Below are 21,583 nucleotides of genomic sequence, written 5' to 3'. Positions count from 1 at the left end.
GGCAATCCCCCAGGTCAGGCCATGAAATGCTGCACGGTGCGAAAGCCCAGCCAGGTCAGAAACAGCGAGCCGCCGAGGTGCAGCGCCACCGTGCCCAGCGCCAGGCCCGGACGGCCGCCGATGAGCATGCCGACCACCTCGGCGGAGAAGCTGGAGAAAGTGGTGAGCGAGCCCAGGAAGCCGGTGACCACGACCAGGCGCCAGGCCGGGTCGATGTCGGGCAGGGCGGTAAAGACTGCGATCGCCACGCCGACGATGTAGCCGCCGATCAGGTTCACGGCCAGCGTGCCCCAGGGCAGCAGGCCGCCCGGATTGAGCCACAACTGGAAGCCCCAGCGCATCAAGGCGCCGATGCAGGCGGAGACGCAGATGACGATGACGTTCAACAGCATCGGGCGATGATATTCGCGGCCCGGCTACTTCTCGACGCCCATCACGACGTCGGGCAGGATCGTGACAATGCTCGGGAAGACAGTGATCAGCACGATGCACAGCACCAGGCAGAAGAAGAAGGGGATTGCCGCCTTGGCGATCACGTTGCTGTCCTTGCCGGTCATGTTCTGCAGCACGAAGAGGTTGAAGCCCACCGGCGGCGTCACCTCGGCGATCTCCACCAGCAGCACGATGAAGATGCCGAACCAGACCAGGTCGAAGCCGGCCTTCTGGATCATCGGCAGCACCACCGCGCTGGTCAGCACGATCATCGAGATGCCGTCGAGCGCGGTGCCGAGCACCAGGTACACCAGCACCAGTGCGCCGATCAGCGCATAGGGCGACAGGTGCATCGAGTCGACCCACTCGGCCAGTTCGCGCGGGATGCCCGTGAAGGCCATGGTCTTGGTCAGGAAGGCGGCGCCGGCGAGGATGAACATGATCATGCAGCTGGTGCGCGTGGCGCCCATGATCCCGTCCTTGAAGTTCTTCCAGCTCAGGCTCCGGCCCCAGGCGGCGATGGCCAGCGAACCCAGCACGCCGAAGGCTGCGCATTCGGTGGCCGTGGCCCAGCCCGCGATCAGCACCCAGACGATGAAGACGATCAGCAGCGCGCACGGGATCAGGTTGCCCGACAGCCGGATCTTCTCCATGAAGGAGGTCGGCGGGTCGGCCGGCGGCACCTGGTCGGGGTGGCGCAGGCTCCACCAGCCGATGTAGCCCGAGAACAGCACCATCAGCAGCAGCCCCGGCAGGAAGCCGGCCAGGAAGATCCGGATGATCGAGGCGTCGGCCGCCACCGCGTAGACCACCATCGTGATCGACGGCGGGATCAGGATGCCCAGCGTGCCCGCGGTGGCCAGCGAACCGATGGCGAGCTTCTCGTTGTAGCCGCGGCGCACCAGTTCCGGCAGCGCCACCTTGGCGATGGTGGCGCAGGTCGCGGCCGACGAGCCCGAGACCGAGCCGAACACGCCGCAGCCGAGGATGGTGGTGTGCATCAGACGCCCGGGCACCCGGTTGAGCCACGGCCGCAGGCCCTCGAACATCTCCTCGCTGAGCTTGGTGCGAAACAGGATCTCGCCCATCCAGATGAACAGCGGCAGCGCCGCCAGCTCCCAGGAGGCGTTCGATTCCCAGAACGACGAGAACAGGTTCTTGGCCGGCAGCGTGTTGGTGAAGAAGGCCTGGCCGACCCAGCCGACGATCGCCAGGGTCATCGCGATCCAGACGCCGCCGGCGAGCAGCACCAGCATGATGGCGAGCAGCAGCGCGCCCATCAGAAGAGTTTCGAGCATGAGCGCCTTAGACGTCGGAGGAAAAGTCGCCGGCCGCGTGCCGCTCTTCGACTGCGCGCTGGTAGCTGGGCTTCTCGCCTCGCACCACGCCGACCAGTTCGTCGACCATCGCGATCAGCAGCAGCCAGCAGCCCAGCACGAAGGTCGATTGCGGAATCCAGATCGGGATCACGACCAGGCCGGTCGCCATCTCGGCGAACTCGTAGCTTTCCCAGGTGAAGCTGGTCGCCGAGTAAGTGAGGTAGGCGACCGCCACCGCGGCCACCAGCAGGCAGCCGACGTCGAGCGCGCGCCGCAGCTTCGGCGACACCGCCTCGAGCAGCAGCGTGACGCGCACGAAGTCGCCATGGCGAAAGGCATGGGCCATGGCGAAGAAGGCCGCGGCGGCGCAGAGCCAGGCGACCACGTCATTGAGTCCGCTCACGTGCCAGTTCATCTGCCGGCCGACGCCGGCCACGATCATCAGCACGAAGATCAGGAAGACGCAGAAAGCGCCCAGCGCGCCTGCGCCGTCATACAGGCGGTCCAGCCAGCGACGCATGGGTCAGGCCGCCCGCCGGGCCGCCCCAAGGGCGGCCTGCGCCCCCTCGGGGGGCAGCGATACGCGAAGCGATGAGCGTGGGGGCTTCATCATTTCTTGTAGCTCGCGACGATGGCGGCGCCATCGGGGCCGGCGGCCTTGAGCCAGTCGGCCTGCATGATGCTGCCGACCTGCCGCATGTCGGCATCGAGCTTCGGCGAGGGCTTGTGGATCTTCATGCCGCGTTCGGCCAGCAGGCGCTTGTATTCGTCGTTCTTCTCCTGCGCGACCTTCCAGCCGCGCGCCTCGGCATCTGCGGCCGCCTTGGTGACCGCGGCCTTGGTCGCCGGGTCGAGCGCCTCGAAGGCCTTGAGGTTCACCAGCACCGCGTTCTTCGGGATCCAGGCCTGGGTGTCGTAGAAGTTCTTGATGTTCTCGTAGGTCTTGGTGTCGTAGCCGGTCGACCCCGAGCTCATGTAGCTCTCGATCACGCCGGTGGCCATCGCGGCGCTGAGTTCGGCCTGCTGGATCTGCACCGGCTGGGCGCCGATCAGTTCGGCGATCTTGGCGGTGGCCGGGCTGTAGGCGCGCCACTTGATGCCGCGCAGGTCGGCCACCGAGCCGATTTCCTTCTTCGAGTAGATGCCCTGCGGCGCCCACGGCACCATGAACAGCACCTTGATGCCCTGGGCCGCGAGCAGCTTCTCCATGGCCGGCTTGGAGGCCTCGTACAGCTTCTTCGCCTCGGGGTAGGTGGTCGCCAGGAAGGGCACGCCGTCGAGCGCGTAGATCGGATTCTCGTTGGCGAAGTTGGCCAGCAGGATCTCGCCGGCCTGGGCCTGGCCGCTCTGCACCGCGCGCTTGATCTCGGGCGCCTTGAACAAGGATGCGTTGGCATGCACCGTGACCTTGAGCTTGCCGCCGGTCGCCGCATCGACATCCTTCGAGAACTGCGTGATGTTCTCGGTGTGGTAGTTGGTGGCGGGGTAGGCGGTGGGCAGGTCCCACTTGGTCTGTGCGAAGGCGGCGGCGCCGAGGGTCAGGCCAGCGAGGGCAATGCCGAACTTGTGATGCATGGACTCTCCAGAAGGTGCGGAAGTAGAAAGGCGATCGGCAGCATACGTGCAAATATCGGGCCACCGCTCGGGCCTTTCCCTGCCACGGCAGTCCTGATGGGAGTCTGACTCGGGCCACGAAAAAGCCGCCCGAAGGCGGCCTTGTGTTGTTGTCCGGCGTGGCCGGGCGGGTTCAGGGCTTGGTTGCCGCCTTGACCGGCACCGGTGCCGCTGCGGCCTTGCCCGCCGCCTTCGGATCGACCTTCGCCGCCGCGACGGCGGGCGCCGACGGCGCGCCGAAGCCCTGGCCATCGATCGTCAGCCCTTCGGCCGACAGCTGGGTCGCCGCCTTGTCCTTCACGCCTTTCACCCGGCCCATGAAGTCGGCCCAGTCCTTGAACGGCGCCTCCTTGCGGGCGTCCGTGATGCGCTTGGACATGGCCGGGCCCACGCCCTTGATCCCGAGCAGCTCCGCCTCGGTGGCCTTGTTGGCATCGACTGCGGCCCAGGAGCCGACAGCAAACAGCATGGCCGCGATGGCCACTATCTTCTTCATCATCTTTTTTCTCTCCCTGACTTGGTGTGGGAGGTGCCGAAGCACCCCGCCGCGCGCCGAGTGCGCCCGGCGCTGGCCATGATATCGGCGAAGCGCCCCGGCGGGGCGGTCAGAGTTCCTCGACGCGCCGTGGCGGGTAGCTGTCCCAGGCCTGGCAGCCCGGGCAGTGCCAGAAGTACTGGTGGGCCTCGAAACCGCAGGCCGCGCAGCGGTAGCGCATCAGCGGCCGGGTGGCCTGGTCGAGCGAGCGCTGCACCTGCGGGTGGAATTGCTCATGTTCGAAACGCTCGCCGGCCAGCCAGCGCGAGGCCGCCACCAGCGAGGGATGGTGCGCCAGGTGGGCGATGTAGCCGTCGCGCGGCTGCGCCGCGATCGCCGCATCCGAGGGCGCATCGTCGGGCAATGCCGGCGTGCCGCCCAGCGCGATGATCGCCTCGAGCACATCGATCGATGGCGACGCCACGTAGCGCCGCTGCAGCAGGGCGAGCGCCTCGCCGGAGCGCTGCGAAGCCACCGCGGCCTGCTGCATCGCCGCCGCGTACAGGGGCAGCGCCAGCGGCGCGGTCTCGCTCAGTGCCGCCAGCGTGTCGAAGGCTGCCGCCGCATCGCCCTTGCGCAGTTGCAGCGTGGCGCTGTCGATGGCCGGTCGCGGCGCCTCGGGCGCCAGCGCGACGGCCTGCTGCAGCAGCCGGCTCGCCCCCCCGAGGTCGCCGGCGGCCACGCGTTCGGCCGCCTGCTCGCACAGGTGGTGGGCCCGGCGGGTGCCGTAGCTGGCCTGGTCGGATTCATCGAGCTTCTGCGCCACGTCCTCGGCCTGCGCCCATTCGCGCGAGCGTTCGTAGATGGCGAGCAGCGAGAGCCGGGCCTCGTTCTCGTAGCGCGTGCCTTCGAGCTTCTGCAGCGCGGCCTCGGCGCGGTCGAGCAGGCCGGCGCGCAGGAAGTCCTGCGCCAGCGCGTGCTGCGCGCGGTCGCGGTCGGCGCGGCTCAGGTCGCCCCGGCCCAGCAGGTGCTCGTGCACGCGGACTGCGCGCTGGTATTCGCCCCGGCGCCGGAACAGGTTGCCCAGCGCGAAATGCAGCTCCTGCGTGTCGGGGTCGTTCTGCACCGCCTCGATGAAGGCGTCGATGGCCTGGTCCTGCTGCTCGTTGAGCAGGAAGTTCAGGCCGCGGAAATAGGCCTTGGGCGCCTGGCGGTTCTCGATCCTGAGCTGCCGCAGGTCGAAGCGCGAAGCGAGCCAGCCGAGCACGAAGGCGATCGGCAGGCCGAGCAGCAGCCAGCTGAAATCAAAGTCCATGTTGGCGAACGGCGGGCAGGTCGGTGGTGGCAGGCGCGGGCGGCGCCGCGGGCGAGGCCGTCGTCGGGGCGACCGGGGCGGCCGGCCGCTGGGCGGCGGCGCTGCGGTGCTTCCACCAGCCCGGCAGCATGCCGAGTGCGCCGACCACCAGGCCGCCGGCAAAGGCGGCCAGCACCACCAGCACCAGCGGCGCGCGCCACGAGGTGCCGAAGAAGAAGTAGACGGTGGCGTCGTGCTGGTTGTTCAGCGCGAAGGCGAAGAGGGTAAAAAAAATGGCTGCCTTGAGCAGCCACAGGAGATATTTCATGCGGGTCCCCGATGGCCGGGGAATTCTATGCCTCAGCGGGCCTTGTTCTTCTCGGCGTCGAGGATCGCGGTCTGGGCGTCGACCGCCTCGCGCAGGGCCTTGCCCGGTTTGAAGTGGGGCACCCGCTTCTCGGGGATCTGGACGCTTTCGCCGGACCGCGGATTGCGTCCGATGCGCGGCGGGCGCCGGTTGACCGTGAAGCTGCCGAAGCCGCGGATCTCGATGCGGTGCCCGCGCACCAGCGCGTCGCCCATGGCGTCAAGAATGGTCTTGACGGCGTATTCGGCATCGCGGTGCGTGAGTTGCGCAAAGCGGGCTGCGAGTTCTTCGACGAGATCGGAGCGGGTCATGGCAAGAAATGTAGGCGAAAAAAAAGACAGGGTGGCGCCCGGCGCCGACCCTGTCCCCGGGACCCGGATTACTTGTCCGAGTTGTCCAGCTTGGCGCGCAGCAGGGCGCCCAGGCTGGTCGTGCCCGCGTTCTCGCGTGCCGACTGCTGGCTCAGGCTGGCCATGGCGCCTTGCTCGTCGACCATGTCCTTCTGCTTGATCGACAGCTGGATGTTGCGGGTCTTGCGATCCACATTGACCACCACGGCCGTGACTTCGTCGCCTTCCTTGAGCACGTTGCGTGCATCTTCCACGCGGTCGCGGGAGATTTCGCTGGCGCGCAGGTAGCCGATGATGTCTTCGCCGAGGTCGATTTCAGCGCCGCGGGCGTCCACGGTCTTGACCTTGCCGGTCACGACCTGGCCCTTGTCGTTCACGGTCGTGAACGTGGTGAACGGGTCGCTGTCGAGCTGCTTGATGCCCAGCGAGATGCGCTCGCGGTCGACGTCGACAGCCAGCACGATCGCTTCGACTTCCTGGCCCTTCTTGTAGTTGCGAACGGCGGTTTCGCCGGTTTCGTTCCACGAGAGGTCGGACAGGTGAACCAGGCCGTCGATGCCGGCAGCCAGGCCGACGAAGACGCCGAAGTCGGTGATCGACTTGATCGGGCCCTTGACGCGGTCGCCGCGCTTGGTGTTCTGCGCGAACTCTTGCCACGGGTTGGCCTTGCACTGCTTCATGCCGAGGCTGATGCGGCGCTTGTCTTCGTCGATCTCGAGGACCATGACTTCGACTTCGTCGCCGAGCGAGACGATCTTGTTCGGCGCGATGTTCTTGTTGGTCCAGTCCATTTCGGAGACGTGCACCAGGCCTTCGATGCCGGGTTCGAGTTCGACGAACGCGCCGTAGTCGGCGATGTTCGTGACCTTGCCGAACAGGCGGGTCGATTGCGGGTAGCGGCGCGAAACACCCATCCACGGGTCGTCGCCCATTTGCTTCAGACCCAGCGAGACACGGTTCTTCTCGGTGTCGAACTTGAGGATCTTGGCGGTGATTTCCTGGCCGGCCTGCACCACTTCGCTCGGGTGGCGGACGCGGCGCCATGCCATGTCGGTGATGTGCAGCAGACCGTCGATGCCGCCGAGGTCGACGAACGCACCGTATTCGGTGATGTTCTTGACGACGCCGCGCACGACTGCGCCTTCCTTCAGGGTTTCCATCAGCTTGGCGCGTTCTTCGCCCATGCTGGCTTCGACCACGGCACGGCGCGACAGCACGACGTTGTTGCGCTTGCGGTCGAGCTTGATGACCTTGAATTCGAGGGTCTTGTTCTCGTACGGGGTCAGGTCCTTGATCGGACGGGTGTCGATCAGCGAACCCGGCAGGAAGGCGCGGATGCCGTTGACCAGCACCGTGAGGCCGCCCTTGACCTTGCCGCTCGTGGTGCCGGTGACGAAGTCGCCGGATTCGAGGGCCTTCTCGAGCGCGAGCCACGAAGCCAGACGCTTGGCGGTGTCGCGCGAGAGGATGGTGTCGCCGTAGCCGTTTTCGACGGAGCCGATGGCCACGGAAACGAAATCGCCGGCCTGGACTTCGAGCTCGCCCTTGTCGTTCTTGAACTCTTCGATCGGCACGTAGGCTTCGGACTTGAGGCCTGCGTTGACGACGACGTGGTTGTGTTCGACACGCACGACTTCGGCGGTGATGACCTCACCGGTGCGCATCTCCGAACGCTTCAGGGATTCTTCGAATAGGTCGGCAAAAGATTCAGACATGTGTTTTTCCTTCCGTCACGCAGGGTTTGCAGCTGCACCATTGCGGCTGGCTTGGGTCTGGCGGCGGCGGTTGTGTGGGCTTTGGGCCCGGTTAGGGTTGAACAACCAGCAGGGCCGATGCGCTGTCGCGCGGCGGGGACCCGGCTGGATCGAAAACACCGTTCAAGCGGACTCGAACGGCTGTACTTCCTGCCACCAGGCAAGCACCTGCACGACCGATTGCTCGATCGTCTGGTGCGAGTTGTCCAGGAGGCGGGCATCAGGCGCCGGCTTGAGTGGCGCGACGCTGCGGGACGAGTCCCGCAGATCACGCGCTTCCAGGTCGGCGCGAAGACTGTCGATTGTAGTCGAAATACCCTTTGAAATCAACTGCTTATAGCGCCGTTCGGCACGGTGGGCGGCGCTCGCCGTGAGGTAGACCTTGAGCCCGGCGTCCGGGAAGATCACGGTGCCCATGTCGCGGCCGTCCGCCACCAGCCCCGGCAGGCGCCGGAAGCTGCGTTGCAGCGCCAGCAGGGCAGCCCGCACCGCCGGCAGCGCCGAGACGCGCGAGGCGTCCATGCCGGCGGCCTCGGTGCGCAAGTCCTCGCTCACATCCTCGCCTGCCAGCAGCACCTTGCCCTCGCTGAACACCAGGGGCAGGGCCCGCGCCAGATCGGCGATGCGGGCCTCGTGGGCGGGCTCGGCGTCGAGTCCGGCGCGGCGCATCGCCAGCCCGGTCACGCGGTAGAGCGTGCCCGAATCCAGGTAGTGGTAGCCGAGCCGCCGCGCCACCTCGACCGTCAGCGTGCCCTTGCCCGACGCGGTCGGGCCGTCGATGCAGATCACCGGCACCTCGGGCGCATGGGCGACCGAGAACAAGGTCTCGAAGTAGTCGGGGAAGGTCTTGGCGACGCAGTGCGGATCGAGGATGCGCACCGCGACGCCGTCCGGATTGAAGGCCGCCAGCGAAAAGCACATCGCCACCCGGTGGTCGTCGTAGGTCTTGATGCTGGCCGGCTGCCAGCCGCCGGCCGGCAGCGGGTGGACGCGGATGAAGTCGGGACCGTCCTCGACCGTGGCCCCGAGCTTGCGCAGCTCGTTGGCCATGGCGTCGATGCGGTCGGTTTCCTTGACGCGCCAGCTGGCGATGTTGCGCAAGGTGCTCGGGCCATCGGCGTAGAGCGCCATCACGGCCAGGGTCATCGCGGCATCGGGAATGTGGTTGGCGTCGATGTCGATGGCCCGGAGCGGCCAGGCGCCGCGCGAGATCGCCAGCCAGTTCGGGCCGCTGTCGACCCTGGCGCCCATCTGGCGCGCGGCGTCGATGAAGCGGATGTCGCCCTGGATCGATTCGGCGCCGACGCCCTCGATCCGGATGCCCGTTCCTTCGGCGATGGCGCCGAGCGCGATGAAATAGCTGGCCGACGACGCATCGGCCTCGACGTGGATGTCGCCCGGCGAGCGGTACTGGCTGCCGGCCGGAATGGTGAAGCGCTGCCAACCCTCGCGTTGCACCGTGATCCCGAAGCGCGCCAGCAGGTTGAGCGTGATCTCGATGTAGGGCTTGGAGATCAGTTCGCCGACCACGTCGATCACGATGTCGCGCCGGGCGGCTAGGGGCAGCGCCAGCAGCAGCGCGGTCAGGAACTGGCTGGAGACGTCGCCGCGGACGCGGATCGGGGCGTCGAGCTGCAAGTCGTCGAGCGCGACCGGATGGATCTGCAACGGCGGATAGCCCGGATTGCCGAGGTAGTCGACGCGGCAGCCGAGTTGGGTCAGGGCGTCGACCAGGTCGCCGATCGGGCGCTCGTGCATGCGTGGCACGCCGCGCAGCTCGAACTCGCCGCCCAGCAGGGCCAGCGCGGCGGTCAGCGGGCGCATCGCGGTGCCGGCGTTGCCGAGGAACAGCGATGCCGAGGGCGTCTTCAACCGGCCGCCGAGCCCTTCGATGCGCAGGGTGTCGCCGGCGCGCTCGACGGAGCAGCCGAGGGCGGCCAGCGCATCGAGCATGACCCGCGTGTCGTCGGAATCGAGCAGGTCGTACACGGTCGTCGTGCCGCTGGCCAGTGCCGCCAGCAGCAGCACGCGGTTGGAAATGCTCTTGGAGCCCGGCAGCCGGACGGTGCCGGCGGCCGCGCCCAGCGGCGGGATGTCGAGGAAGGGGGTCGTGAACATGGTCAGTCCGGCGAGGCGGCCACGCCGGGCTGCCACAGGGAGCGAGCGCCGCTCGCCGCCGCGATCGCGTCTTCCAACTCCTGCGCGTTGCCGGTGCGCACCAGCGCCTCGAGGTGGGCCAGGGCCTCGCGGAAGCCCTGGGCCTGCAGCAGCACCTGCTCGCGGTTGGCCAGCAGGACGTCGCGCCACATGGTCGGGTCGCTGGCGGCGATGCGCGTGAAGTCACGGAAGCCCGGGCCCGCCAGTTCGAGGAAGCGGCTCCCCTGGGGGTGCGCGGTCATGGCGTTGATGAAGGCGAAGGCCAGCAGGTGCGGCAGGTGGCTGACGGCCGCGAAGGCGCTGTCATGGGCCTCCGGCGTCATCGTTACCACCTTGGCGCCGATGGCGGTCCAGACCTTGGAGGCCCGCTGCACGTTCGAGCGCAGCGTGGCCTTGACCGGCGTGAGCACCACCTGGCGCCCGGTGTACAGGTCGGCATCCGCATGCTCGACCCCGGCGACCTCCTTGCCGGCGATCGGGTGGGCCGGGACGAAGGCGCCGATCTGGTCCTGCAGGCCGCGCCGCGCCGCCTCGATGACGTCGCCCTTGGTCGAGCCGACGTCCATCACGAACATCTTGTCGTTGATGCCGTGGCGGATCGCCTTGAAAGTCTGCTCGGAAGCGCCGACCGGCACCGCGATCAGCACCAGGTCGGCGCCCGACATCGCCAGCAGCGCCGACGGTGCCGCGACGTCGATGACGCCGAGCTGCCGGGCGCGTTCGGTGGTCGAGGGCGACTTGCTGTAGCCGACCACCCGCTTCACCAGTTTCGCGCGCTTGAGCGCCAGCGCGAACGAGCCGCCCATCAAACCGCAGCCGATCAGGCCCAACTGTTCGATCATTGTCAGGCTGTGATCGGGTAGGCGCCGAGGACCTTGTAGAACGCGCACAACTTGCGCAGTTCGACGAGCGCGGCGGCCACGTTGGGTTGCGAGGGATGGCCGTCGAGGTCGATGTAGAAGTAGTACTCCCACTGGCCGGTGCGGGCCGGCCGCGACTCGAAGCGGGTCATCGAGACGTTGTTGGCCTTGAGCGGCACCAGCAGGTCGTGCACCGCGCCGGGCTGGTTGGGCACCGACACCACGAGGCTGGTGCAGTCGCGCCCGGTCGCCGGCGGCATCGCCAGCGTCTGCGGCAGGCAGATGACGGCGAAGCGGGTGCGGTTGTAGGAGTCGTCCTGGATCGCGTGGGCCACGATGTGCAGCCCGAAGCGGGTGGCCGCGCGTTCGCTCGCCAGGCCTGCCCAGGCCGGGTTGCCGGCCGCCAGCCGGGCGCCTTCGGCGTTGCTCGACACGGCGCGCCGCTCGGCGTTCGGCAGGTGCTTGGCGAGCCAGGTCTGGCACTGGGCCAGCGCCTGCGGATGGGCCAGCACCGCCTCGATGCCCTCGAGCGAGTTGCTCGAGCGCAGCAGGTGGTGGCGCACCAGCAGGCTGACCTCGCCGACCACGTGGGTCGGCGAGTGCAGGAACAGGTCGAGCGAGCGCGTGACCACGCCCTCGGTGGAGTTCTCGACCCCGACCACGCCGTACTGGGCGCTGCCGGCGGCGGTGGCATGGAAGACCTCGTCGAAGCTGGCGCAATAGACCAGGTCGGCGGCGCCGCCGAAGTACTCGACCGCGGCCTGCTCGCAGAAAGTGCCTTCGGGGCCGAGCACGGCCACCCGCTGCGGCGACTCGAGCGCCAGGCAGGCCGACATGATCTCGCGCCAGATGGCGGCCACGTGCAGCGCCTTCAGCGGGCCGCCGTTGCTCTGCTGCATCTTCTCGATCACCTGGGCCACGCGGTCGGGCCGGAAGAAGGGCGTGCCCTCGCGCTTCTTGACCTCGCCGACCTGTTCAGCCACGCGGGCGCGCCGGTTCAGGAGGTCGAGGAGCTGCTGGTCGAGCGAGTCGATCTGCACGCGCAGATCGGCCAGGCCGGGGGAGGTTGCGGGGGTGGAGGGCGGTGTGGCTGGTGCGGTCATTGGTCAAGTGCTCGGTGTCTGCAGGGCCTTAGGCCGGCGCCGGGCCGCCCCAAGGCGGCCTGCGGCCCCCTCGGGGGGCAGCGACACACGCAGTGAGGAGCGTGGGGGTCAGATCAGGCACGCGACCGTTCGAATTCTCGCATGTAGGCCACCAGCGCCTGCACGCCGGCCAACGGCATGGCGTTGTAGATGCTGGCGCGCATGCCGCCGACCGACTTGTGGCCCTTGAGCTGCAGCAGCCCGGCCTCGCGGGCGCCGGCCAGGAAGGCCTCGTTGCGGCTCTCGTCGGCCAGGAAGAAGGGGACGTTCATGCGCGAGCGGCAGCCGGGGTCGACCTTGTTTGCGTAGAAGTCGGAGCCGTCGATGAAGTCGTACAGCAGCCGCGCCTTGGCGACGTTGCGCGCCTCCATGGCCGCGACGCCGCGCAGTTCGCCTTCCTGCTGCTCCCGCAGCCACTGGAAGGTCAGGCCGGCGATGTAGATGCCCCAGGTCGGGGGCGTGTTGTACATCGACTGGTTGTCCGCCACCGTCTTGTAGTTGAAGGCGCTCGGGCAGATCTGGAGCGCGTGGCCGAGCAGGTCGTCGCGCACGATCACGATCGTGAGGCCGGCAGGGCCGAGGTTCTTCTGGGCGCCGCCGAAGGCCAGGCCCACGCGCGACCAGTCGACCGGGCGCGACGCCACGTGCGACGAGAAGTCGATCACCAGCGGTGCCTTGCTGCCGAGCGCGGCCAGGTCGGGCAGCTGCTGGAATTCGATGCCGTTGATGGTCTCGTTGGTGCAGACGTGGACGTACGACGCATCGGCCGAGAGCTGCCAGCCGGCCGGATCCGGCAGCCGGGTGTGGCCGTCCGCCGCATTGCTCGCCACCACCTTCGCCTCGCAGTAGCGCTGGGCTTCCTTGTGCGACTTGATGCTCCAGCTACCCGTGAGGACGAAGTCGGCACGGGTGCCGCGCGACAGGTTCATCGGCACGATCGCGTTCTCGCCCAGGCCCCCGCCCTGCATGAACAGGATGTGGAACTGCGATGGCACCGCGAGCAGTTCGCGGATGTCGGCCTCGGCCTGCGTGCAGATCGCGCCGAACTCCTTGCCGCGATGGCTCATTTCCATCACGCCCATGCCGCTGCCGTGCCAGTCGAGCATCTCGGCGGCGGCGCGCTGCAGCACCGCCTCCGGCATCGCGGCCGGACCCGCGGAGAAGTTGTACGGGCGCGGACCCGCGGGCTTCGTCACTTCTTGGCAGGCGCCTTGGCGGGCGCTGCGGCCTTGCCGGCACCGGCGGGCGGGCTGGTCGGTGCGCCCAGTGCCTTGGCGACGCTGGCGTCGAGCGCGACCATCTTCGGCTCGATCGTGGCGCGCGTTTCAGCCACCAGCTTTTCGGTCAGGGCGGTCTGCAGCTTGGGGTTGATTTCCTGGTACTTCTTGCTCAGCGGCGAGCTGATCCAGGCCATGAGCTGCTTGAGCTCATCTTCGCTGAAGCTCTGCTCCATGATCGGGGTCAGGGCGCCTGGTGCGAGCTGCACGGCCTTGTCGCGCACGATCGGGTAGGCGTCGTCGAAGTACTTCTTGAGCTCGGCATCGGCGGCCTTGGCGGCGGCTTCGCGCTTTTCGGCCGGCACCTGGGTCTGCAGGTACTGGGAGCCGGCCTGGGCGATCGGGGCGCTCGACTGTTCGACCAGTCCGCGTGCCAGCGATTCGACGCCGGGGCGTTGCATGTCGATGAATTGCTTGATCAAGGTCGCCTTGTCCTGGGCCATGGCCAGCGAGCTGCCGGCAAGCGCGGCCGTGAGGAGCGCGAGTTTGATTTTTTTCACTGAGGGTTCTCCGTTGAAGAGGGGGTGGAAGTGTCGTCGTCGGCGCCGGGTTCATTCTCGATATTCGCGTCATTCTCGACGATGCGCTGCAGCCCGCTGAGCTTGGCGCCTTCGTCGAGTCCGATCAGGGTGACGCCTTGCGTCGCTCGCCCCAGTTCGCGGATTTCGGAGACTCGGGTGCGCACGAGGACACCCTTGTCGGTGATGAGCATGATCTCGTCGTCGGCATGCACGAGAGTCGCGGCCACCACTTTGCCGTTACGTTCACTTTGTTGAATCGCGATCATGCCCTTGGTTCCCCGGCCGTGACGCGTGTACTCGGTAATGCTTGTGCGTTTTCCGTAACCATTTTCGGTCGCGGTGAGCACGCTCTGCTCTTCGTCCTCGGCCACCAGCATGGCGATCACGCCCTGGCCGTCTTCCAGCGTCATGCCGCGCACGCCGCGGGCGTTGCGGCCCATCGGGCGGACGTCGTTCTCGTCGAAACGCACCGCCTTGCCGCCGTCGGAGAACAGCATCACGTCGTGGGCGCCGTCGGTCAGGGCGGCACCGATCAGGTAGTCGCCCGGGTCGAGGTCGACCGCGATGATGCCGGCCTTGCGCGGGTTGCTGAATTCGTCGAGCGCGGTCTTCTTGACCGTGCCCATCGAGGTCGCCATGAAGACGTACTGGTTGGCCGGGAAGGTGCGTTTCTCGCCGGTGAGCGCCAGCACGACGTTGATCTTCTCGCCTTCCTGCAGCGGGAACATGTTCACGATCGGCCGCCCGCGCGAGCCGCGCGAACCCGCCGGCACCTCCCAGACCTTGAGCCAGTAGAGCCGGCCGCGGTTCGAGAAGCACAGGATGTAGTCGTGCGTGTTGGCGATGAACAACTGGTCGATCCAGTCGTCTTCCTTGGTCGCCGTGGCCTGCTTGCCGCGGCCGCCGCGCTTCTGGGCCCGGTACTCGCTGAGCGGCTGGCTCTTGATGTAGCCGCTGTGCGACAGGGTCACGACCATGTCGGTGGGCGTGATCAGGTCCTCGGTCGAGAGGTCGAAGGCGCTGTGTTCGACCAGGCTGCGGCGGGCGCCCAGCTTGCTCTGGCCGAACTCCTGCTTGATCGCGCCGAGTTCGTCGCCGATGATCACCGAGACCCGCTCCGGCTTGGCCAGGATGTCGAGCAGGTCGTCGATCTCGGCCATCACGTCCTTGTATTCAGCGACGATCTTGTCCTGTTCGAGGCCGGTCAGGCGCTGCAGGCGCATTTGCAGGATTTCCTGGGCCTGGGTGTCCGACAGCTTGTAGAGGCCGTCGGCGTGCATGCCGTATTCGCGCTCGAGGCCGTCCGGTCGGTAGTCGTCGGCGTTGATCACGCCGCCATCGGCGCGGGTGCGGGTCAGCATCTCGCGCACCAGCTTGCTGTCCCAGGCGCGGCTCATCAGCTCGGCCTTGGCGACCGGGGGTGTCGGCGCGTTGCGGATGATCGCGATGAATTCGTCGATGTTGGCCAGCGCCACCGCCAGGCCTTCGAGCACATGGCCGCGCTCGCGCGCCTTGCGCAGGGTGAACACGGTGCGGCGAGTGACCACTTCGCGGCGGTGCTGCAGGAAGACCTCGATCAGGTCCTTGAGGTTGCACAGCTTCGGCTGGCCGTCGACCAGCGCCACCATGTTGATGCCGAAGGTGTCCTGCAGCTGGGTCTGCTTGTAGAGGTTGTTGAGCACCACCTCGGGCACTTCGCCGCGCTTGAGCTCGATCACCAGCCGCATGCCCGACTTGTCGGACTCGTCCTGGATGTGGCTGATGCCTTCTATCTTCTTCTCGTGCACCAGCTCGGCCATGCGCTCCTGGAGCGTCTTCTTGTTGACCTGGTAGGGCAGTTCGTCGACGATGATCGCCTGCCGCTGGCCACGGTCGATGTCCTCGAAGTGGCACTTGGCGCGCATCACGACCTTGCCGCGGCCGGTGCGGTAGCCGTCCTTGATCCCGTTGATGCCGTAGATGATGCCGGCGGTGGGGAAGTCGGGCGCCGGCACGATCTCCATCAGGTCGTCGATGCTGGCGTCGGGGTGGCGCAGCAGGTGCAGGCAGGCGTCGACCACCTCGTTCAGGTTGTGCGGCGGAATGTTGGTCGCCATGCCGACCGCGATGCCGCCGGCGCCATTGACCAGCAGATTTGGCAGTTTGCTCGGCAATACCAGCGGTTCTTTTTCGGAGCCGTCGTAATTGGGGCCGAAATCGACTGTTTCCTTGTCGATATCGCCCAGCATTTCGTGGGCAATTTTGGCCAGCCGGATCTCGGTATAGCGCATCGCTGCCGCCATATCGCCGTCGACCGAGCCGAAATTGCCCTGGCCGTCAACCAGCATGTGGCGCATCGAGAAGTTCTGCGCCATCCGCACGATGGTGTCGTAGACCGACTGGTCGCCGTGCGGGTGGTACTTGCCGATGACGTCGCCGACGATACGGGCCGACTTCTTGTAAGGCCGGTTCCAGTCGTTGTTGAGCTCGTGCATGGCGAAAAGCACGCGCCGATGCACCGGCTTGAGGCCGTCCCGGGCGTCCGGAAGGGCGCGCCCGACGATCACGCTCATGGCGTAATCCAGGTAGCTGCGACGCATTTCCTCTTCGAGGCTGATGGGCAGTGTTTCTTTGGCGAACGAGGTCATGAGCGGCACGCTGACGGCAAGGGAGGCGGAATTTTACGCTGTGGACGGTGTCGCACCGCCGCAACACAAGGCCGGTATTCCGCCTCCGTCCTACGTTTCCGGGGCGTCTGCGGGGGGGTTTGCCAAAGACCCTATGGCACAATCGCCTCAACGTTTTGGGTGGTGGTCACTTAAAGCGTCCTTGATTCGCAGCGCGGCTGCGGCTTTTTCCCCAAGAGGAGAACCATGAAGAAACTGAATAAAGTGGCGATGATGTTTGCAGTCGCTGCGCTCGCCACTGCCGCCGGCGCGCAGACCCGTGTCACCGCTGCGAATGGCGGACCGGTCATCGATAACTGGCAAAACGGCACGGGCGAACTGGTCTGGAAGAACGGCACGAACGAACTGTGCTGGCGCGATGCCAACTGGACGCCTGCAACGGCTGCCGCTGGCTGCGACGGCGCTCTGGTTCCGGCACCTCCTGTGGCTGCTGCACCTGCTCCGGCACCGGCTCCGGTTCCCCCGGCAGTCGCTGCTTCGAAGGTCACCTTCGCCGCTGACGCTTTCTTCGACTTCGACAAGTACGTCCTGAAGCCTGAAGGCCGCGCCAAGCTCACCGACCTGGTCTCCAAGATCAAGGACGTGAACCTGGAAGTCATCATCGCCGTGGGTCACACCGACTGGATCGGTACCGTTGCGTACAACCAGAAGCTGTCGGTCCGCCGCGCTGAAGCCGTCAAGGCCTTCCTGGTCTCGCAGGGCGTCGAAAAGAACCGCGTGTACACCGAAGGCAAGGGCAAGAGCCAGCCGATCGCTGACAACCGCACCGCCGAAGGCCGCGCCAAGAACCGCCGCGTGGAAATCGAAGTGGTCGGTACCCGCCCCAACAAGTGATTCGCCAGAATCGCTGAAGAAAACCCCGCCTCGGCGGGGTTTTTTTATGGCCGGCCGCGAGCCGGCATTTCAATTCGCGACGTTTCATAATCGCTGCATGACAGATACCGTGAATGCCGATCCGGCAGAACTCGCCAAATTTTCCGAACTCGCGCACCGCTGGTGGGATCTCGAAAGTGAATTCCGGCCGCTGCACGAAATCAATCCGCTGCGGCTCGACTGGATCGACGGCATCGCACCGATTGCCGGGCGCAAGGTGCTCGACGTCGGCTGCGGCGGCGGAATCCTGGCCGACTCGATGGCGCGCAAGGGCGCCGAGGTGCTGGGCGTCGACTTGGCCGACAAGGCGCTCAAGGTGGCGCAGTTGCATGCCCTGGAGGCCGGCACGCGCGGCGTCAAGTACCGTTCGGTCAGTGCCGAGGCGCTGGCGGCCGAGCAGCCAGCCACTTTCGACGTCGTGACCTGCATGGAGATGCTCGAACACGTGCCCGATCCGGCCTCCGTCGTCAAGGCCTGCGCCGAGCTCGCCAAGCCCGGCGGCTGGGTCTTCTTCTCGACCATCAACCGCAACCTCAAGTCCTTCATGCTGGCGATCGTGGGGGCCGAGTACGTGCTGGGCATGCTGCCGCGCGGCACCCACGAATACCAGAAGCTGATCCGGCCCAGCGAGCTGGCCGCTGGCTGCCGCGCCGCCGGGCTCGACCTGCGCCACACCCGCGGCCTGGAACACAACCCCGTGACCCGGCGCTACTGGCTGAGCGGCGACACCAGCGTCAACTACATGTTCGCCACCCAGAAGCCGGCGGGCTCCCTGTGAGGCCGGATCGCACCGAAGCCGTCCTGTTCGACCTCGACGGCACCCTGATCGACAGCGCCCCGGACCTGGGCGCCGCGGCCGACCAGATGCGCACCGAGCGCGGCCTGCCGTCGCTGCCGCTGGCGCGCTATCGCCCGATGGCCGGCGCCGGCGCCCGGGGCATGCTGGGCGTGGCCTTCGGCATCACGCCCGAAGCACCCGAATTTCCCGAGCTGCGCGAGGAGTTCTTCGTCAAGTACGAGTCGCGGATGCTGCACAACACGCAGGTCTTCGACGGCGTGGCCGAGCTGGTCGAGGCCCTGAGGGCCGCCGGGCTGCAGTGGGGCGTGGTGACCAACAAGTCCGAGCGCTTCACCGTTCCGCTGACGCGCGCGATGGCGCTGTTCGAAAGCGCCCGCGCCATCGTCAGCGGCGACACCACACCGCATGCCAAGCCGCACCCGGAGCCGCTGTTCGAGGCGGCGCGCCGGCTCGGCGTCGCGCCTGCGCACTGCATGTATGTGGGCGACGACGAGCGCGACATCCTGGCCGGCCGCGCCGCCGGCATGCGCACGGTGGCCGCGACCTACGGCTACATGGGCGAGCAGGCCGAAGTGGCGCGCTGGGATGCCGATGCCGCCATCGCTTCGCCCATGGAGCTCTTGAAGTTACTGAAACAGGCCTAAAATGTTCGCTTGGGGCTGCACTGGTTTCGACGTGGGTTCGGAATCGCAGCGGGGCATGTCGAGCTGAATGCGCTCGTAAAACAGATTCAAACAAACTAACTGCAAACGACGAACGTTTCGCACTCGCCGCTTAATTGCCGGTGAGCTTTGCAACAGCAGGCCGATGGGCTGGGCAAGGGGGCGCTAGAGCAATCTGACGCCTCCCGGCTGCAAAGATAATCTACATGGGCTGGTCCTGATCCGGGTACCTTGGGTCGGGACGAGAAAATAGGGTGCTGGCGGCCGGTGTAGCGTGCGACTGCGCGACACCGGTGGCGAGACTCAAATCAGACCGCTAAACATGTAGATCTGCGCGAAGAAGGCTTGCGGACGGGGGTTCAAATCCCCCCAGCTCCACCATTCAAGAAGGCGCCGCCGATGCATTTTGCATCGGCGGCGCATCTGCGATCCAATCCCTCCACGGCACCCCTGTCCCGTGCAAAGAGGCCCATGGATTCATCGAAGACGACATTGACGACCCACAGCGACGTGCTTGCGCGGCGCCACTGCTGGACGAAGGCGCTGCGCTTGGGCGTGGCAGCGGCATTCACATGGGCCGGCGCCTTTGCGCAGGCGGCCTCGCAGGCACCGGTCACCGCCGAGAACGGCATGGTCGTGAGCGCGCAAACCCTGGCGACCCAGGTGGGCGTCAACGTGCTCAAGCGCGGGGGCAACGCGTTCGATGCCGCTGTGGCGGTGGGCTACGCACTGGCGGTGGTCTATCCGGCGGCCGGGAATCTGGGCGGCGGCGGATTCATGACGGCACAGCTGGCCGACGGCCGCAAGACCTTCCTGGATTTCCGCGAGAAGGCGCCGCTGGCCGCAACGCCCGACATGTACCTCGACAAGACCGGCAACCTGATTCCGGGCCTCAGCACCCGGGGCCACCTCGCGGTCGGTGTGCCCGGCACGGTCGCCGGCCTCGAGCGGGCCCGCGAGCAGTACGGCACCATGAAGCGCAGCGCGCTGGTCGCGCCGGCGATCGCGCTGGCCGAACGCGGCTTCGTGCTGCAGCAGGGCGACATCGACATGCTGGCGACCGCCACCGCCGATTTCAGCAGCGATCCGGCGTCGGCGGCGGTGTTCCTGAACAAGGGCGAAGCCTTCGCCGTGGGCCAGAAGCTGGTCCAGAAAGACTTGGCGAAGACCTTGAAGGCGATCAGCCGCCACGGGGTCGACGGCTTCTACAAGGGGCCCGTCGGCAGCGCGATCGTGGCCTCGAACCAGGCCGGGGGCGGGCTGATCACGCAGGCCGACCTCGACCAGTACAAGGCGCGCGAACTGCTTCCGATCGAGTGCAGCTACCGCGGCTATCGCGTCATTTCGGCACCGCCGCCGAGTTCGGGCGGCGTGGTGCTCTGCGAGATGCTGAACATCCTCGAGGGCTACCCGCTCAAGTCGCTGGGCTTCCGGTCGGCCCAGGGCGTGCACTACCAGATCGAGGCCATGCGCCATGCGTACGTCGACCGCAACAGCCAGCTGGGCGACCCGGACTTCGTGAAGAACCCGGTCGAGCGCCTGATCGACAAGCGCTATGCCGACAAGATCCGCAGCACCATCGACCCGGCGCGCGCCGGCGTGTCCAGGGACCTGCGCAACGGGGTCGCGCCGCACGAAGGCAGCAACACCACGCACTATTCGATCCTCGACCAGTGGGGCAATGCGGTGTCGGTGACCTACACCCTCAACGACTGGTTTGGCGCCAAGGTCATGGCGGCAGGCACCGGCGTGCTGCTCAACAACGAGATGGACGACTTCACCTCGAAGGCGGGCGAACCCAACATGTACGGGCTGATCCAGGGCGAAGCCAACGCGATCGCGCCAGGAAAGCGGCCCCTGAGCTCGATGAGCCCGACCATCGTCTCGCGGGACGGGCGGCCGGTGCTGGTGGTCGGCACGCCGGGTGGCAGCCGCATCATCACGACGGTGCTCCACAGCATCCTGAACCTGGTCGACTACGGCATGGACGTGCAGGAAGCCGTGGACGCGCCGCGCTTCCACCAGCAGTGGATGCCGGACGTGACCAACGTCGAGCCTTTCGCGCTGTCGCCGGACACCCGCAAGATCCTGGTCGACATGGGTCACGAATTCGGCGAGGCCCAGCCCGCCAACCACCTGGCGGCGATCCTGGTCGGCGCGCCCACGCTGGGGGGCCGGCCGGTGGGCGCCAACCGCTTCTATGGCGCCAACGATCCGCGCCGCAATACGGGCCTCGCGCTCGGCTACTGAATGCATATCGAAGAAATTCTCTACACCCAGGGCTTCGGCACCCGGCGCGTGTGCGCCGGATTGGTCCAGCAGGGCTTCGTCACGATCGACGGCGCCCCGGTCACCGATCCCGGGGCAGACGTGGCGACCGACGGCCTGCACTTCACGGTCCAGGGCACTGCCTGGGCGTACCACGAGAAGGCCTACCTGATGCTGCACAAGCCGGCCGGCACCGAATGCTCTCAGAAGCCGTCGACCTACCCGAGCATCTACACGCTGCTGCCTTCGCCGCTGCGGCTGCGGCCGAACAAGGGGGCCGTGCAGGGCGTGCAGGCGATCGGCCGCCTCGACCAGGACACCACGGGCCTGCTGCTTTTGACCGACGACGGCCAGTTCATCCATCGGATGGGGTCTCCGAAGCACCATGTGCCGAAGGTCTACGAGGTCACGACCAAGCATCCGGTCGACCCGGGCCAGATCGACCGGCTGCTGGCCGGCGTGGTGCTCGACGACGACCCGAAGCCGGTCCGGGCCGCCGCCTGCGAGGCCACCGGCCCGCTGCAGCTGAGCCTGACCTTGACCGAAGGCAAGTACCACCAGGTCAAGCGCATGCTGGCGGCGGTCGGCAACCGGGTCGAGGCGCTGCATCGCTCGCGCATCGGGCAACTGGCGCTGCCGGACGAGCTGGCGCCCGGCCAGTGGCGCTGGCTTGACGCGGATCAAGTCGAAGGCCTGCGCAGCGCCCGCGGCGGTCAGCCAACGGTGGGTGTGGGTCGTTAAGATAGCCAGTCT

20 protein-coding genes and 1 other RNA gene are annotated in these 21,583 nt (G+C 67.2%); 6 read left to right on the top strand and 15 right to left on the bottom strand.

Annotated elements, in window-relative coordinates:
- Positions 1-14: 14 nt before the first annotated feature.
- From crcB to gyrA, 15 genes are all read right to left on the bottom strand, one after another.
- Entirely contained in the window at positions 15-392 is a 378-nt protein-coding gene (gene crcB / locus QTI68_RS27630) for a fluoride efflux transporter CrcB (protein ID WP_286526309.1), read from the bottom strand.
- A 24-nt stretch (positions 393-416) separates the two neighbouring features.
- On the bottom strand, positions 417-1,730 hold the full coding sequence (locus QTI68_RS27625; RefSeq protein ID WP_286526308.1) for a TRAP transporter large permease: 1,314 nt from the start codon (positions 1,728-1,730) through the stop codon (positions 417-419).
- 7 nt (positions 1,731-1,737) lie between these two features.
- Entirely contained in the window at positions 1,738-2,271 is a 534-nt protein-coding gene (locus QTI68_RS27620; protein WP_286526307.1) for a TRAP transporter small permease, read from the bottom strand.
- A gap of 89 nt (positions 2,272-2,360) precedes the next feature.
- Complete coding sequence (locus tag QTI68_RS27615; protein WP_286526306.1) at positions 2,361-3,326, bottom strand: TRAP transporter substrate-binding protein; 966 nt, start codon at positions 3,324-3,326, stop codon at positions 2,361-2,363.
- 172 nt (positions 3,327-3,498) lie between these two features.
- Positions 3,499-3,864 (bottom strand): ComEA family DNA-binding protein, encoded by a 366-nt coding sequence (locus QTI68_RS27610; RefSeq protein ID WP_286526305.1) that lies wholly within the window; start codon positions 3,862-3,864, stop codon positions 3,499-3,501.
- A gap of 106 nt (positions 3,865-3,970) precedes the next feature.
- The gene (gene lapB, locus QTI68_RS27605; protein WP_286526304.1) at positions 3,971-5,155 is read right to left on the bottom strand and encodes a lipopolysaccharide assembly protein LapB; all 1,185 of its coding nucleotides are present in this window, start codon (positions 5,153-5,155) and stop codon (positions 3,971-3,973) included.
- Positions 5,145-5,462, bottom strand: a complete 318-nt coding sequence (locus QTI68_RS27600; protein ID WP_286526303.1) for a LapA family protein — start codon at positions 5,460-5,462, stop codon at positions 5,145-5,147. Before QTI68_RS27600 ends, lapB begins: the two co-directional genes overlap by 11 nt.
- 32 nt (positions 5,463-5,494) lie before the next feature.
- Entirely contained in the window at positions 5,495-5,812 is a 318-nt protein-coding gene (locus QTI68_RS27595; protein WP_286508188.1) for an integration host factor subunit beta, read from the bottom strand.
- A 68-nt stretch (positions 5,813-5,880) separates the two neighbouring features.
- Positions 5,881-7,566 (bottom strand): 30S ribosomal protein S1, encoded by a 1,686-nt coding sequence (rpsA, locus tag QTI68_RS27590; protein ID WP_286526302.1) that lies wholly within the window; start codon positions 7,564-7,566, stop codon positions 5,881-5,883.
- Positions 7,567-7,728: 162 nt separating this feature from the next.
- Entirely contained in the window at positions 7,729-9,723 is a 1,995-nt protein-coding gene (locus QTI68_RS27585) for a bifunctional 3-phosphoshikimate 1-carboxyvinyltransferase/cytidylate kinase (protein WP_286526300.1), read from the bottom strand.
- 2 nt (positions 9,724-9,725) lie between these two features.
- On the bottom strand, positions 9,726-10,604 hold the full coding sequence (locus QTI68_RS27580) for a prephenate dehydrogenase (RefSeq protein ID WP_286526299.1): 879 nt from the start codon (positions 10,602-10,604) through the stop codon (positions 9,726-9,728).
- Positions 10,605-10,606: 2 nt separating this feature from the next.
- Positions 10,607-11,725 (bottom strand): prephenate dehydratase, encoded by a 1,119-nt coding sequence (gene pheA / locus QTI68_RS27575; protein WP_286526298.1) that lies wholly within the window; start codon positions 11,723-11,725, stop codon positions 10,607-10,609.
- Between the two features lie 113 nt (positions 11,726-11,838).
- Entirely contained in the window at positions 11,839-12,906 is a 1,068-nt protein-coding gene (serC, locus tag QTI68_RS27570; protein WP_503011751.1) for a 3-phosphoserine/phosphohydroxythreonine transaminase, read from the bottom strand.
- 50 nt (positions 12,907-12,956) lie between these two features.
- Positions 12,957-13,541: a DUF2059 domain-containing protein gene (locus QTI68_RS27565; RefSeq protein WP_286526296.1), complete on the bottom strand. Its 585-nt coding sequence runs from the start codon at positions 13,539-13,541 to the stop codon at positions 12,957-12,959.
- Positions 13,538-16,189 carry a DNA gyrase subunit A gene (gene gyrA, locus QTI68_RS27560; protein ID WP_286526295.1) on the bottom strand — a complete coding sequence of 884 codons (2,652 nt, stop codon included), beginning with the start codon at positions 16,187-16,189 and terminating at the stop codon, positions 13,538-13,540. The genes QTI68_RS27565 and gyrA overlap by 4 nt, the downstream gene beginning before the upstream one ends.
- A gap of 225 nt (positions 16,190-16,414) precedes the next feature.
- Between gyrA and ompA the strand changes: the two genes are divergently transcribed.
- The 6 genes from ompA (at position 16,415) to QTI68_RS27530 (ending at position 21,571) form a co-directional block, all read left to right on the top strand.
- Positions 16,415-17,062, top strand: a complete 648-nt coding sequence (ompA, locus tag QTI68_RS27555; RefSeq protein ID WP_286526293.1) for an outer membrane protein OmpA — start codon at positions 16,415-16,417, stop codon at positions 17,060-17,062.
- Between the two features lie 97 nt (positions 17,063-17,159).
- Positions 17,160-17,879 (top strand): bifunctional 2-polyprenyl-6-hydroxyphenol methylase/3-demethylubiquinol 3-O-methyltransferase UbiG, encoded by a 720-nt coding sequence (gene ubiG / locus QTI68_RS27550; protein ID WP_286526291.1) that lies wholly within the window; start codon positions 17,160-17,162, stop codon positions 17,877-17,879.
- Positions 17,876-18,544 carry a phosphoglycolate phosphatase gene (gene gph, locus QTI68_RS27545; protein WP_286526289.1) on the top strand — a complete coding sequence of 223 codons (669 nt, stop codon included), beginning with the start codon at positions 17,876-17,878 and terminating at the stop codon, positions 18,542-18,544. Before ubiG ends, gph begins: the two co-directional genes overlap by 4 nt.
- 11 nt (positions 18,545-18,555) lie before the next feature.
- Positions 18,556-18,943: a transfer-messenger RNA gene (gene ssrA / locus QTI68_RS27540) on the top strand.
- A 90-nt stretch (positions 18,944-19,033) separates the two neighbouring features.
- Positions 19,034-20,812 (top strand): gamma-glutamyltransferase, encoded by a 1,779-nt coding sequence (gene ggt, locus QTI68_RS27535; RefSeq protein WP_286526288.1) that lies wholly within the window; start codon positions 19,034-19,036, stop codon positions 20,810-20,812.
- Positions 20,813-21,571: a pseudouridine synthase gene (locus QTI68_RS27530; RefSeq protein ID WP_286526287.1), complete on the top strand. Its 759-nt coding sequence runs from the start codon at positions 20,813-20,815 to the stop codon at positions 21,569-21,571.
- The last annotated feature ends 12 nt before the right edge of the window (positions 21,572-21,583 follow it).

The organism is Variovorax sp. J31P207 (genome assembly GCF_030316965.1).
Lineage (GTDB): Bacteria > Pseudomonadota > Gammaproteobacteria > Burkholderiales > Burkholderiaceae_C > Variovorax > Variovorax ginsengisoli_B.
This window is presented reverse-complemented; position numbering and strand designations above follow the sequence as displayed.